Source organism: Kitasatospora sp. NPDC029312 (genome assembly GCF_055569215.1).
Genome location: NZ_JBVHXY010000013.1, coordinates 31,797 through 45,257, shown reverse-complemented (window position 1 = coordinate 45,257; position 13,461 = coordinate 31,797). Strand labels below are relative to the sequence as shown.

Genomic DNA, 13,461 nt, shown 5'->3' with positions numbered 1-13,461 from the left:
ATCGCAGCCCCGGAAGCCCCGGGCCCTGTGGCACGGCGGCCGTCCGAGCGCGCGCCGCGGGGCGCGGAGGAGCCTCCTCCGCGCCCCGCGCGTGTGTCGTCGGCGCCGTGTGCGGCCACCGGGGCCCGCACCCGCTCCGCCGGGCCGGCGGCGACGGGCTCAGGACGCGTTGGCCTTGTCGTAGGCCTCGCGGACCGTGCTCGGCACCCGGCCGCGGTCGTTGACCTCCATGCCCTGCTCCTTGGCCCACGCGCGGATCTTCGCGGTGTCCGGAGCGCTGCCGGACGGACGCGCCGCGGTGCCGCGGCCCGGGCGCCGGGAGCCGGCGAGGCGGCCGCTCTGCTTGCGGCCCTTCTCCACGTAAGGCGCCAGCAGACCGCGCAACTTGTCCGCATTGGCGCTCTTCAGATCGATCTCGTAGGCAACGCCGTCCAGCGCGAACGTCACCGTCTCGTCCGCCGAACCGCCCTCGAGATCGTCTTCAAGAATGACCTGCACCCTCTGTGCCACGGGCTTCCCTTTCCGCTAAACGACCCATTGCCTAAGGAAAGGAAAGCGCCTTTCTCCGGAAAACACAAACCCTTGACCGGCACGGAGCCGCTCAGAGGTGCAGCAGCATGCGCGAGTTGCCCAGTGTGTTGGGCTTCACCCGCTCCAGGTCAAGGAACTCCGCGACACCTTCATCGTACGAGCGGAGGAGTTCTTCATAGACATCCGTAGCGATCGCCGCTGGGTCTGTCGTACCATCATCGGTTTCCTGGAGCTCTCCGATCTCGACGAAACCGTGTTTCGCGAAGAACGGCACCTCGAACGTCAAGCAGAAAATCCGACGGACGCCGAGCCAGCGGGCCGTCTGCACCAGCTTCTCCAACAGCAGGTGCCCGATCCCGAAGCCCCGGCAGGCCGGATCGACCGCGAGCGTACGGACCTCCGCGAGGTCCTCCCACATGACGTGCAGCGCGCCGCAGGCCACCACCGTGCCGTCGTCGTCGCGTTCCGCGACCCAGAACTCCTGGACGGATTCGAACAGCGTGACGGTGGGCTTGTCGAGCAGAATGCCGTCGGGCGAGTAGGCGTCGATGAGCCTGCGCACGGCCCGTACGTCAGTGGTCCGCGCGCGGCGGATGGTGACCTCCATGGCGGGACGTTATCGCGTCGCCCCCGGTGCGGTCTCCCCGGTATCCGGTCCGGCGCTATCCGGCGGGTCCTCCGCGGAATCCGTGCCGGGCGGATCGGACGGGAACAGAGCCGCCACCCGCAACGCGTCCCGCAGCGCCTCGCGTTGCTCGGGCGACATCAGGCCGAAGAAGTGGACCAGGGCCGCCGCGGGATTGTCACTCGTCGCCCAGGCGTCGTTCATCAGGGCCGCCGTGTACGCCTCGCGCGAGGAGACCGGTTCATATCGATAGGCCCGGCCGGCCCGCTCGCGGCGCAGCCAGCCCTTTCTGTGCAGCTTGTCCAGGACGGTCATCACCGTGGTGTAGGCGATTTCGCGTTCCGACTGCAGATCCAGGAGAACCTCGCGAACCGTCACCGGTCGGTTCCACCGCCACACCCGGGTCATGATGGCGTTCTCAAGTTCGCCGAGTTGCCGGACCATAGTGCCGCCAGGATAGGGAGTGAATGGGGCGAGTCCCGTGAAGTGCGCCGAACCGGCGCGCCGCCACCCCCGGAATCGGGAATGGCGGCGCACGGGTCCTTCAGGGGCGGCTGACGGCGTCAGTCGCGGGTTCGTCCGCGGGGAAAGACCCCGGGAGGCCCCGCAGGGTCCCGGGACGGGCCGCGCTCCGGGGTGGTCCCGGGCCCGGGCTCCCGGAGAGCTCGGGAAGGGCTCAGTCGATGTCTTCCTTGGCCTTCTGGGCCCCGCCCTGGCTGCGGAAGATGGCCCGCACCAGGAATCCGAAGCCGATCGCCATGACCAGCGGCGGCACGATCGCGCTGACGTAATCCATCAGGTCACTCCTCCTCGGTCTTCTCCGCCGTCGCGGCGGATGCCTTGGGCTCCGGCTTCACCAGCGGGAAGAGCACGGTCTCCCGGATGTTCTTGCCGGTCAGCAGCATGATCAGGCGGTCCACGCCGAGGCCGAGGCCACCGGTCGGGGGCATCGCGTACTCCAGGGCGCGCAGGAAGTCCTCGTCCACCTGCATCGCCTCGACGTCGCCGCCGGCCGCCAGCAGGGACTGGGCGGTGAGGCGGGCGCGCTGCTCGACCGGGTCGATCAGCTCGGAGTAGGCGGTGCCGATCTCGGTGCCGAAGATCACCAGGTCCCACTTCTCGGCCACGCCCGCCACGCTGCGGTGCCGGCGGGTCAGCGGGGACACCTCGGTGGGGTAGTCCTTGATGAAGGTCGGCCGGACGGCGTTCTCCTCCAGCAGGCGCTCGACCATCTCCAGCACGATCTGGCCGTGGCCCCAGTTCTTCTCGAACGGGATGCCGTGGTCGGCGGCCAGCTTGCGCAGCTCCTCGACACCGGTCTCCGGGGTGACCTCGACGCCCAGGCGGGCGGAGATGCCCGGGTAGACGCTGACCTCCTCCCACGGCTCGGCCAGGTCGATCTCGTGCTCCACGCCGTGCGGGTCCAGGCCCTTGATCACCGTGGTGCCCAGGGCGTCCCGGGCGGCGTTGATGATCGTCTCGCGGATCAGCTCGGCCTGGGTGTTGTAGTCGCCGTAGGCCTCGTACGACTCCAGCGAGGTGAACTCCGGGTTGTGGGTGGAGTCGGCGCCCTCGTTGCGGAAGTTGCGGTTGATCTCGAAGACCTTCTCGGCGCCGCCGACCACCAGCCGCTTGAGGTAGAGCTCCGGCGCGATGCGCATGTAGAGGTCGATGTCGTACGCGTTGATGTGGGTCTTGAACGGACGGGCGTTGGCGCCGCCGTGCACCGGCTGCAGCATCGGGGTCTCGACCTCGATGTAGCCGCGGTCCTCGTAGGTGCGGCGGATCGAGCGGACGACCTTGCTGCGCAGGTGCAGGATCTCGCGGGCCTCGGGGTTCACGATCAGGTCGACGTACCGCTGGCGGACCCGGGCCTCCGGGTCGGTCAGACCCTTGTGCTTGTCCGGCAGCGGGCGCAGGCACTTGGCGGTGAGCTCCCAGCGGTCCACCATCACCGACAGCTCGCCGCGCCGGGAGGTGATCACCTCGCCCTCGACGCCGACCTGGTCACCGAGGTCGATGTCGGCCTTCCAGGCCGCCAGCCGCTCGGCGCCCAGCTTGTCCAGGGAGAGCATCACCTGGAGATCGCCGCTGCCGTCGCGCAGGGTGGCGAAGCAGAGCTTGCCGCCGGTGCGGGAGAGGATCACCCGGCCGGTGATGCCGGCGCGCTCGCCGGTCGCGGTGTCGGGCTCCAGGTCCGGGTGCTTGGCGCGCAGGTCGGCGATGGTGCTGGTACGGGGGAATCCGACCGGGTACGGGTCGACACCGGCCTCCCGGAGCCGGTCCAGCTTCTCGCGCCGGACGCGCATCTGCTCGGGAAGGTCGTCGGTCGCGGGAATGACGCTCTGATCGCTCACCCCACAAGGGTAGCCAGCCGTACACCGTGCTCCGCGCCGGGATGACGCGTGACGACGGGGACGACGGGATGACGCGTGACGACGGGATGACGCGCGAGGGGGGCCCGCCGCTTCGGCGGGCTCCCCTCCGGGGTGCGGGTGGTTCAGCCGGTGCCGGTGCGGAGTTCGATCTCTTCCGGGGCCTCGTCGGCCGGCGGGGCGGGGTGCGCCGGGGGCTTGGGGCGGCGGCCGAAGAGTTCGGCCGGGGTGGGCATCCGGTGCGGGCGGGGCGGGGTCTTCGCGGCGGCGGGCTGCTCCGGGCGGGAGTCGGTGCTGCTCATCGTGGTCCGTCCTCCTACAGGGGTGGGGTGACTGCTCGGTGGTGCGGCGGGGTTCGGTACGGCCACCAGGTGGCGCGGTTGCCCGGCGGTGAGGGCGAGCCGTTCGCGGACGGCGGCCTCGGCCAGCGCGTGGCAGCGGCCGGCCAGCCGGGAGCGGCGGGCCCGCTCGCCGTGGCCGCAGGGTTGGCGGGTCAGCCCGCGCAGCGCGGTGAGGTCCTCGGGACCGGGCAGGTAGCCGTCGGCCACGGCCTCCTCCAGGCGTTCCAGGTAGCCGGAGGCGCTGCCGGGCAGGGCGGAGCGGTAGCGGTAGAGGTCGGCGAGCAGGAAGGTGCGCAGTCGGCCGCCTTCCTGGACGGCCTCGTCGATCGCCTCGGTCAGGCGCAGGGCGTCCTGGACGTCCTCCGCCCACACGTCGGCGCCCGGCCCGGCGAACGCCGTCCGGTCGGGCCCCTGGAGGTGGACGGGGACGGCGGGGTGTAGGGCTTGGGCGAGGGCTCGGCGCAGCACGCGGACTTCGTCGGCGCTGAAGGCCATGCCGCCGCGCGATCCGTGTGGCGTAGGCATGGGTTGACACTACGTGACGAATATCCGATTTGTCGGTAATGTCGCGCGGAATTCCCCACGGTCGGCCCGCTGGAAGGACCCGTGTCCCGGACCGGGGTCAGGTCGGCCGGTTGCGCTCGTAGACCAGTCGCAGGCCGATCAGGGTCAGCCAGGGTTCGTGTACGTCGATGGTGGTGGCCTCGCCGAGGACCAGGGGGGCGAGGCCGCCGGTGGCGATCACCTGGACGTCGTCCGGGTCCTTGGCGAGCTCCCGGGCCATCCGGTCGACCAGGCCGTCGACCTGGCCGGCGAAGCCGTAGAGGATGCCGGACTGCATGCCCTCGACGGTGTTCTTGCCGATCACGTTGCGCGGGCGGGCCAGCTCGATCTTGCGCAGCTGGGCGCCGCGGACGCCGAGCGCCTCGACCGAGATCTCGATGCCGGGGGCGATCGCCCCGCCGACGTAGTCGCCCCGGGCGTTGACCGCGTCGAAGGTGGTCGCGGTGCCGAAGTCGACCACGATGCACGGGCCGCCGTACAGGTGGTTGGCGGCCAGCGCGTTGACGATCCGGTCCGCGCCGACCTCCTTGGGGTTGTCCATCAGGACGTGCACCCCGGTCTTCACCCCCGGCTCCACGATCACCGCGGGGACGTCGCCGTAGTAGCGGCGGGTCACCTCGCGGAGCTCGTGGAGCACGGCGGGTACGGAGGAGCAGATCGCCAGGCCCTCCACCGTGGCCTCCTTGACCGCGGTGTGGTTGCCCATCAGTCCCTGGAGCAGCACCGCCAGTTCGTCGGCCGTGCGGCGCGGATCGGTGGAGATCCGCCAGTGTTCCACCACTTCCTCGCCGTCGAACAGGCCGAGTGTGGTCTGGGTGTTGCCGACGTCGATGGTGAGGAGCATGGGGCGCTTTCTACGAGTCGGGACGGGACTGCTCTCGGCCTGACGGTCAGGCGCGCAGGTCCAGGCCGATGTCCAGGATCGGCGAGGAGTGGGTCAGCGCGCCCACGGCCAGGTAGTCGACACCAGTCTGGGCGACCTCCCGCGCGGTGGCCAGGGTCAGTCCGCCGGAGGCCTCCAGCTTCGCCCGGCCCGCCACCAGCGCGACGGCCTCCTTCAGCTGCTCGACGGTGAAGTTGTCCAGCAGGATCAGGTCGGCCCCGGCCTCCAGCACCGGCGCGATCTGTTCCACGGTGTCGACCTCGACCTCGACCGGAAGCTCCGGGTACGCGGCCCGGACGGCCCGAAACGCCTCGGCCACGCCGCCGGCCGCGACCACGTGGTTGTCCTTCACCAGGGCGGCGTCGGACAGCGCCATCCGGTGGTTGGCGCCGCCGCCGCAGCGCACCGCGAACTTCTCCAGCGCGCGCAGGCCCGGCGTGGTCTTGCGGGTGTCGCGGACCACCGCGCCGGTGCCCTCCAGGGCGTCCGCCCAGGCGCGGGTCGCGGTGGCGATGCCGGACAGGTGGCAGAGCAGGTTGAGCGCGCTGCGCTCGGCGGTCAGCAGGTCGCGGGTGCGGGAGCGGACCGAGAGCAGCACCTGGCCGGCCTCGACCCGGTCGCCGTCCTCGACGTGCCGCTCGACCTCGAAGTCCTCCTCGCAGACCAGCGAGACGACCGCCTCGGCGACCCGCAGGCCCGCCACCACGCCCGCCTGGCGGGCGGTGAAGTCGGCGGTGGCGACGGCGTCGGCGGGCACGGTCGCCACCGAGGTGACGTCCTCGCCGCCGGCCAGGTCCTCGGCCAGCGCCAGGGTGGCGACGTCCTCGACCTCGATCGGGTCCAGTCCGGCCCGCTCCAGCAGCTCGGCCAGCTGCGGGTCCAGTCCGGTCTCGTAGCCCTCGCCGTCCCCGCAGGCGCAGCCGTCGCCGCAGCCGCCACCCTGCTCGCCCGCCGTCGGCGAGGAGGGGCCCAGGTCGGCCAGGGGGAGTTCCTCGTGGGGGTGGGTCATGGTTCTACTGCTCCTCAGGGGTGCTGACGGGACCGCCGGTGGCGGCGAGGGTGGTGATCAGGTGGCGCCGCCAGTGGGCGTCGTCGCGCTCGGGGAAGTCCTCGCGCCAGTGGCAGCCGCGGGTCTCCTCGCGTTGCGCGGCGGCCGCGACCAGGGCGGTGGAGACCAGTAGCAGGTTGGCGGCCTCCCAGGTCTCCACCCGCGGGTCGGCGGGCTTCTCCTCGGCCACGTGCGCGCGGGCCTGCTCGGAGAGCAGGGCCAGCCCGGCCGCCGTGTCGGCCATCGAGTCGGCCGAGCGCAGCACGCCCGCGCCGCGCGACATCAGCCGCTGGATCTCGGCCCGTGCCTCGGAGGGCGGCAACGGCACGGGCTGTGCGGCCCGGGCGGCGGCGACGTCCACCGTGCGCTCGGGCAGCTCGCCGGCGCGGTGGCGCCCGGCCAGGTCCGCGGCGATCCGCTCGGCGAAGACCAGGCCCTCCAGCAGCGAGTTGGAGGCCAGCCGGTTGGCGCCGTGCACCCCGGTGCAGGCGACCTCGCCGCAGGCGTACAGGCCCGGGACGCTCGTGCGGCCGTGCCGGTCGGTGCGGACGCCGCCGGAGGCGTAGTGCGCGGCCGGGGCGACCGGGATGGGCTCGGTGACCGGGTCGATGCCGTGCGCGCGGCAGGAGGCGAGGATGGTCGGGAAGCGGTGCTCCCACATCTCGGCGCCGAAGTGCCGGCCGTCCAGGAACATGTGCTCGGCGCCCTGTTCCAGCATGCGCTGGGTGATCGCCTTGGCGACGATGTCGCGCGGGGCGAGTTCGGCCAGCTCGTGCTGCCCCACCATGAAGCGGACGCCGTCCGCGTCCACCAGGTGGGCGCCCTCCCCGCGGACGGCCTCGGAGACCAGCGGCTGCTGGCCCTCGGCGTCGGGGCCGAGCCAGAGCACGGTCGGGTGGAACTGGACGAACTCCAGGTCGGTGACGGCGGCGCCGGCCCGCAGCGCGAGCGCCACGCCGTCGCCGGTGGAGACCGCCGGGTTGGTGGTGGCGGAGAACACCTGGCCCATGCCGCCGGTGGCGAGCACCACCGCGCGGGCCCGGACGGCGCCGACGCCGTCCCGCTGGCCCTCGCCCATCACGTGCAGGGTCAGGCCGGCGGCGTGGCCCTCGGCGTCGGTCAGCAGGTCGAGGACGAGGGCGTGTTCGATGAGCTCGATGCCCGGGTCGCTGCGGACGGCGGCGACCAGGGCGCGCGATATCTCGGCGCCGGTGGCGTCCCCGCCCGCGTGCGCGATCCGGCGGCGGTGGTGGCCGCCCTCGCGGGTGAGCAGGATCTCCCCGGCCCCGTCGCGGTCGAACAGGGCGCCGGTCGCGATCAGTCGGCGGACGGCGTCCGGGCCCTCGGTGACCAGGGTGCGGACGGCGTCCTCGTCGCAGAGGCCGGCGCCGGCCACCAGGGTGTCGTCCAGGTGCTGGGCGGGGGTGTCGCCCTCACCCAGGGCGGCGGCGATGCCGCCCTGGGCCCAGCGGGTCGAGCCCTCGTCCAGCATCGCCTTAGTGACCACCATGGCCCGCAGGCCGGCCTTGCGGACGTTGAGGGCGACGGTGAGTCCGGCGACCCCGGAGCCGACCACGACCACGTCGGCGGTGGCGGTCCAGCCGGGGGCCGGGGCGGTGAGGCGGTGCGTGACGGACATGGCTCTGTGGCTCCTTCAGCGCGTGGCCGCGGCGGCCGCGCCGTTGTCGCCACCGTACGCCCTGTCACCGCGCAGCAGTCCGGTGCCCTCCTGGGCCTCGGCCGGGTCACCGCCCAGGCCGGTGATCCGGTTCTGCCCGTCCACGAAGACGACCTTCGGCTCGTAGCCCTTGGCCTCGGCCGTGTCCATCTGCCCGTAGGCGATGAGTATGACGAGGTCGCCGGGGTGGACGAGGCGGGCGGCGGCGCCGTTGATGCCGATCACGCCGGTGCCGCGCGGGCCGGCGATGGTGTACGTCTCCAGGCGGGCGCCGTTGTTGATGTCGACGATGTGGACCAGCTCGCCGGGGAGCAGGTCGGCGGCGTCGAGCAGGTCCTCGTCCACCGTGACGGAGCCGACGTAGTGGAGGTCGGCCTGGGTCACGGTGGCCCGGTGGATCTTGGACTTGAGCATGGTGCGGAGCATGGGGTCACGCCTCCTGGGGGTGCCACCCGGCCGGCGGGCCGGGAGAGAGTGCATGCCTGAACGGGGATTGCTGACCGGTTGCCTGGTCTACCGGACGATGATGCGGACGTTGTCGATCAGGCGGGTGGAGCCCACCTTCGCGGCGACGGCCAGCACCGCCTCGCCCTGGAAGTCTTCCGCCGCCTCGGTGAAGGAGTGCGGGTCGATCAGGGCGAGGTAGTCGAGGGTGACGCCTTCGGCGCCGTCGAGGACGGCCGAGGCGGCCTCGCGCACGGCCTGCGGGCCCTGGGCGGCGGCGTCCCGGCCGGCGAACAGGGCCCGGGAGAGGGCGAGCGCGTGACCGCGCTCCTCCTCGGAGAGGTAGCGGTTGCGCGAGGACAGGGCGAGGCCGTCCTCCTCGCGGACGGTCGGCACGCCGACGATCTCCACGTCGAAGTCCAGGTCGGCGACCATCCGCTGGATGACCGCGAGCTGCTGGGCGTCCTTCTCGCCGAAGAAGGCGAAGTCCGGGTCGGTGATGTGCAGCAGCTTGGCCACCACGGTCAGCACGCCGTCGAAGTGGCCGGGCCGGGAGGCGCCCTCGAAGCGCTCGCCCATCGGGCCGGCTGTCAGGCGCACCTGCGGCTCGCCGTTCGGGTAGACCTCCTCGACGGAGGGCGCGAACACCACGTCGGCGCCGTTCTCCTCGGCCAGCTTCACGTCGGCGTCGAGGGTGCGCGGGTAGCGGTCCAGGTCCTCGGACGGGCCGAACTGCAGCGGGTTGACGAAGACCGTCACGGCGACCCGGCCCTCCCGGCCGACCTGCTTGCGGGCGGCCCGGATCAGCGCCGCGTGGCCCTCGTGGAGGGCGCCCATGGTCATCACGACGGCGTTGTCCACCGGCTGCTCGTCCGGCCAGAACGCGGCCTCGAAGTCGTCCACGGTGTGCGTGACGACCGCCCGGTGGACCTTCGGCGTCCGCTGGGGCTTGTTCGGCTGCTTACCGCGTGCCATCTACCGCTTCTCCTCGTTCAGTACGTCCAGCAGCGCCGCCGCCGACGTTTCGTCGATCGTCCCGTTGGCGAGCGCCCGCTGCGCGGTGGCGCGGGCCATCGCCCGGTAGGCCGCCGGGATGTCCGGGGACACCGTACTGAGCTGCGCCAGGTGGCGCCGTACGGTCCCCGCGTCGCCCCGGGCGACCGGGCCGGTCAGGGCCGCGTCGCCCGAGCGCAGGCTGTTGTCCAGGGCGGCCCCGAGCAGCGGGCCCAGCATCCGGCCGGGCTCGGCGACGCCGGCCGTGCGCAGCAGGTCCATCGCCTGGGTGACCAGGGTGACCAGGTGGTTCGCGCCGTGGGCGAGGGCCGTGTGGTAGAGCGGGCGGACCTCCTCGGGCACCCACTCGGGCTCGCCGCCCATCTCCACCACCAGCGCCTCGGCGACCGGCCGCAGCTCCTCGGGGGAGGTCACGCCGAACGGGCAGCCGGCCAGCCGGGCCAGGTCCACGGAGGTGCCGGTGAAGGTCATCGCGGGGTGCAGGGCCAGCGGCAGCGCCCCGGCCCGGGTCGCGGGCTCCAGGATGCCGACGCCGTGCGCACCGGAGGTGTGCACGAGCAGCTGGCCGGGGCGGACGGCGCCGGTGGATGCGAGGCCGGCCACCAGGTCGGCCAGCGCGTCGTCCGGGACGGTCAGCAGGACGAGGTCGGCGGCGGCCATGACCTGCGGCGGGGTGACGATCCGCACGCCCGGCAGCAGCGCGTCGGCCCGGCGGCGGGAGGCGGCGGACACCCCGGAGGCGGCGACCACGGTGTGCCCGGCGAGCTGCAGCGCGGCTCCCAGCGCGGGGCCGACCCGGCCGGTGCCGACCACGCCCACGGCCAGCCGGGCCGGCCGGTTGCCCGGGTCGCCGGGATCACCGAAAGCCTGGTCGCCGAGACCGTCGGCGAGCGGGGCGAACTCGCTGAAGTCGGACGAACTCATGTCCACCCTTGTCCTGAATGGCCGTTCCGGTCCACCTGCGGGTACCGGACGTACCGCCCCAGTGTACGGGCGGGTCAGTCCGCCGCCCCGGCCCGGATCAGCCCGGCCTCGTAGGCCAGCACCACGGCCTGCACCCGGTCGCGCAGCCCGAGCTTGGCCAGGATCCGGCCGACATGGGTCTTCACGGTGGCCTCGGAGAGCACCAGCCGGGCCGCGATCTCGCCGTTCGACAGGCCCTGGGCGACCAGCAGGAACACCTCCCGCTCGCGCTCGGTCAGCGGGCCGAGGACGTCCGAGCCGGGCGCGCTCTGCGGCGTCGGCAGCACCTCCGCGAAGCGGTCGATCATCCGGCGGGTGGTGGTCGGGGCGACCACCGCGTCCCCGCCGTGCACCGCGCGGATCGCGGCCACCAGCTCGGTCGGCGGGACGTCCTTGAGCAGGAAGCCGCTGGCACCGGCCTTGAGCGCGGCGAAGGCGTACTCGTCCAGGTCGAAGGTGGTGAGGATGAGCACGTGCGGGGCGTCCGGCAGCGGGCTGCCGTCCTCGGCCAGGCAGATCCGGCGGGTCGCCTGCACACCGTCCAGGCGTGGCATCCGCACGTCCATCAGGATCACGTCCACCGGCGTGTGCCGCAGCCGCTCCAGGGCCTGCGCGCCGTCGCCCGCCTCGGCGGCGATCTCGATGTCACCCTGCGACTGGAGGATCATCCGGAAGCCGGTGCGCAGCAGCTCCTGGTCGTCGACGAGCATCACGCGGATGGTCAAGGTGGCTCCTAAGGGGGGCGGGGTCAGTGTGCGGCCTTGAGCGGGAGGACGGCTCGGATCCGGAAGCCGCCGCCGGGGCGGGGGCCCACGTCGAGGCTGCCGCTGACCATGCCGACCCGCTCGCGCATGCCGATCAGGCCGTGGCCCAGACCGTCCGCGCCGCCGGTGGCCAGCTGTTCGTCGGTGCTGCCGCGCCCGTCGTCCTCCACCAGGACGGCCAGTTCGCGTTCGCCGAAGTCGACCGCGACCCGGGCGTGCACGTCGGGGCCGCCGTGCTTGCGGACGTTGGTGAGCGCCTCCTGGACGATCCGGTAGACCGTCAGCTCGACGCCGCGCGGCAGCTCGCGCGGGTGCCCGGAGGTCGCGTAGTCCACCCGCAGCCCGGCCGTGCGCACCTGCTCCAGCAACTCGGGCAGTTCCTCGACGCCGGGCTGCGGGACGTACTCCTCGGTGGTGTCGGCGGTGCGCAGCACGCCCAGCAGGCGGCGCATCTCGACCAGCGCCTGCCGGCCGGTGGAGGCGATCGTGCCGAGCGCCTCCTTCGCCTGCTGCGGGGAGTTGTCGAGGACGTACGCCGCGCCGTCGGCCTGGACGATCATCACCGACACGTTGTGCGCGACCACGTCGTGCAGCTCGCGGGCGATCCGGGCGCGCTCGGCGGCGACCGCCACCTTGGCCTGGGCGTCCCGTTCGCGTTCCAACCGGGCCGCGCGGTCCTCCAGCTCGGTCAGGTAGGCGCGGCGCACCCGGGTCAGCCGGCCCCAGGCCCAGCAGAGGATGAACGGGGTGCTCATCAGCACGGTGATCAGCACCGCCTCGCCGATGGAGTACGGGCGGGTGTGCGCCTCGCCGGCGCGCAGCTCCGTCTTCATCGGGTTCATCCGCCAGAACACCAGCGGTCCGGCGGCCAGCCCGGCGGCCAGGGCCAGCCGGGAGGTCCACTTCTGGCCGAAGGCGGCGCCGGTGTAGGCGAAGACCAGGTAGGCGATGGCGGAGCCGCCCGGGTCGACGTCGGCGACCACCTGGCCGAGGGCGACTCCGGTGGCGCCGGCGACGGTGACGTCGGGGAAGCGCCGGCGGAAGACCATCAGCAGCGGCAGCAGCACCGCGATCAGGAGACCGGCGTCGAGGCGCGCGCCGGAGCCGGAGTCGCTGTTCGGCAGGAGGCCGATCAGGAGCACGATCGACGCCCAGGCGGCGTCGACCACCATCGGGTGACGGCGGAGCCAGGCGTTGAGTCGATGCACGTCTCAAGCCTAGGCAGTCGCACGAGGTGCCCAGGTCCGCCGGTAGGGCGATCCGACCTACTCCCTAGGTCGGAGAAGCCCCGGCTGCGGTTGGGAGGGGTCGCCCGCGGCCGGGTAGCGTCCCGCCCCATGACGTGGATGCGTTGGGCGCCCGCCGTGGAACGGGCGCTGTACGACCCGGTCGGCGGCTTCTACCGCAGGCCGGAGGGCCCGGCGGGGCACTTCCGCACCTCGGTGCACGCCTCGCCGGGGTTCGCCCGTGCGGTGGCCCGGCTGCTGCTGGAGGTTGACGAGGCCCTCGGCCGTCCGGAGGAGCTGGCCCTGGTGGACGTCGGGGCCGGGCGCGGGGAACTGCTGACCGGCGTCCTGGCCGAACTGCCCGGCGAGGTGCTGGCCCGGCTGCGCCCGTACGGGGTGGAGGTCGCGCCGCGCCCGGCCGGACTGCCGTCCACAGCCCTGTGGACGGACGCGCCGCCGCGGGGCGTGACCGGGCTGCTGTTCGCCAACGAGTGGCTGGACAACGTGCCGCTGGACGTCGGGGAGGTCGACGAGGAGGGGGTGCTGCGCTACCGGGAGGTGGACACCGCCACCGGTGACCAGCGCCTCGGCGAACCGGTCTCGGCGGCGGACGCGGCCTGGGCCGAGCGCTGGTGGCCGGTCGGCGGGCCGGGCGACGTGGTGGAGTTCGGCGGCCCCCGGGACGCCGCCTGGGCGCGGGCGGTGGCCGGACTGGACCGCGGACTGGCCGTCGCCGTGGACTACGGGCACACCGCCGGGCGGCGGCCGCCGTTCGGGACGTACGCCGGTTTCCGGGACGGCCGCGAGGTCGCACCGGTCCCGGACGGCTCCTGCGACGTCACCGCGCACGTCGCGCTGGACGCGATCGCCGTGCCCGGTCTCCACAGCCTGTGGACGACCCAGCGCGAGGCCCTGCGCGCACTCGGGGTGAGGGGGGGGGGGGGGGGGGTCTCGCTTTCCTCCCCCCCCCCCCCGGCCCCCCCCCCCGTACCCGCCCAGTCGGGG

At 73.2% G+C, this 13,461-nt stretch carries 14 protein-coding genes; 1 reads left to right on the top strand and 13 read right to left on the bottom strand.

The genetic code is table 11. The features are described from left to right. Positions 1–159 precede the first annotated feature (159 nt). The 13 genes from ACZ4WV_RS13555 to ACZ4WV_RS13495 form a co-directional block, all read right to left on the bottom strand. Positions 160–510: a histone-like nucleoid-structuring protein Lsr2 gene (locus tag ACZ4WV_RS13555; protein WP_350743397.1), complete on the bottom strand. Its 351-nt coding sequence runs from the start codon at positions 508–510 to the stop codon at positions 160–162. 91 nt (positions 511–601) lie between these two features. Continuing rightward, positions 602–1,138 (bottom strand): amino-acid N-acetyltransferase, encoded by a 537-nt coding sequence (locus ACZ4WV_RS13550; protein ID WP_465746017.1) that lies wholly within the window; start codon positions 1,136–1,138, stop codon positions 602–604. Between the two features lie 9 nt (positions 1,139–1,147). Continuing rightward, positions 1,148–1,600, bottom strand: coding sequence for a BlaI/MecI/CopY family transcriptional regulator (locus ACZ4WV_RS13545; RefSeq protein ID WP_465746015.1), 453 nt, complete (start codon positions 1,598–1,600; stop codon positions 1,148–1,150). A 356-nt stretch (positions 1,601–1,956) separates the two neighbouring features. Then, the gene (gene lysX, locus ACZ4WV_RS13540) at positions 1,957–3,660 is read right to left on the bottom strand and encodes a bifunctional lysylphosphatidylglycerol synthetase/lysine--tRNA ligase LysX (protein WP_465746228.1); all 1,704 of its coding nucleotides are present in this window, start codon (positions 3,658–3,660) and stop codon (positions 1,957–1,959) included. Further along, a complete protein-coding gene (locus tag ACZ4WV_RS13535) occupies positions 3,657–4,397 on the bottom strand; it encodes a hypothetical protein (protein WP_465746013.1) in 741 nt (246 codons plus the stop codon). The genes lysX and ACZ4WV_RS13535 overlap by 4 nt, the downstream gene beginning before the upstream one ends. A gap of 97 nt (positions 4,398–4,494) precedes the next feature. Further along, entirely contained in the window at positions 4,495–5,280 is a 786-nt protein-coding gene (locus ACZ4WV_RS13530; protein WP_465746011.1) for a type III pantothenate kinase, read from the bottom strand. A gap of 46 nt (positions 5,281–5,326) precedes the next feature. Continuing rightward, positions 5,327–6,328, bottom strand: coding sequence for a carboxylating nicotinate-nucleotide diphosphorylase (gene nadC, locus ACZ4WV_RS13525; protein WP_465746009.1), 1,002 nt, complete (start codon positions 6,326–6,328; stop codon positions 5,327–5,329). A gap of 4 nt (positions 6,329–6,332) precedes the next feature. Then, positions 6,333–8,006 carry an L-aspartate oxidase gene (locus ACZ4WV_RS13520; RefSeq protein WP_465746007.1) on the bottom strand — a complete coding sequence of 558 codons (1,674 nt, stop codon included), beginning with the start codon at positions 8,004–8,006 and terminating at the stop codon, positions 6,333–6,335. A gap of 15 nt (positions 8,007–8,021) precedes the next feature. After that, entirely contained in the window at positions 8,022–8,471 is a 450-nt protein-coding gene (gene panD / locus ACZ4WV_RS13515) for an aspartate 1-decarboxylase (RefSeq protein WP_465746005.1), read from the bottom strand. An 87-nt stretch (positions 8,472–8,558) separates the two neighbouring features. Further along, complete coding sequence (gene panC, locus ACZ4WV_RS13510) at positions 8,559–9,464, bottom strand: pantoate--beta-alanine ligase (protein ID WP_465746003.1); 906 nt, start codon at positions 9,462–9,464, stop codon at positions 8,559–8,561. After that, positions 9,465–10,427, bottom strand: a complete 963-nt coding sequence (locus tag ACZ4WV_RS13505) for a Rossmann-like and DUF2520 domain-containing protein (protein ID WP_465746001.1) — start codon at positions 10,425–10,427, stop codon at positions 9,465–9,467. 74 nt (positions 10,428–10,501) lie between these two features. Next, positions 10,502–11,191, bottom strand: coding sequence for a response regulator (locus tag ACZ4WV_RS13500; RefSeq protein ID WP_465745999.1), 690 nt, complete (start codon positions 11,189–11,191; stop codon positions 10,502–10,504). A 23-nt stretch (positions 11,192–11,214) separates the two neighbouring features. Further along, positions 11,215–12,438, bottom strand: coding sequence for a sensor histidine kinase (locus tag ACZ4WV_RS13495; protein ID WP_465745997.1), 1,224 nt, complete (start codon positions 12,436–12,438; stop codon positions 11,215–11,217). Positions 12,439–12,567: 129 nt separating this feature from the next. Here ACZ4WV_RS13495 and ACZ4WV_RS13490 point away from each other — a divergent pair. Then, positions 12,568–13,461 (top strand): SAM-dependent methyltransferase (locus tag ACZ4WV_RS13490; RefSeq protein ID WP_465745995.1); only part of this gene is annotated, 894 nt, incomplete at its 3' end.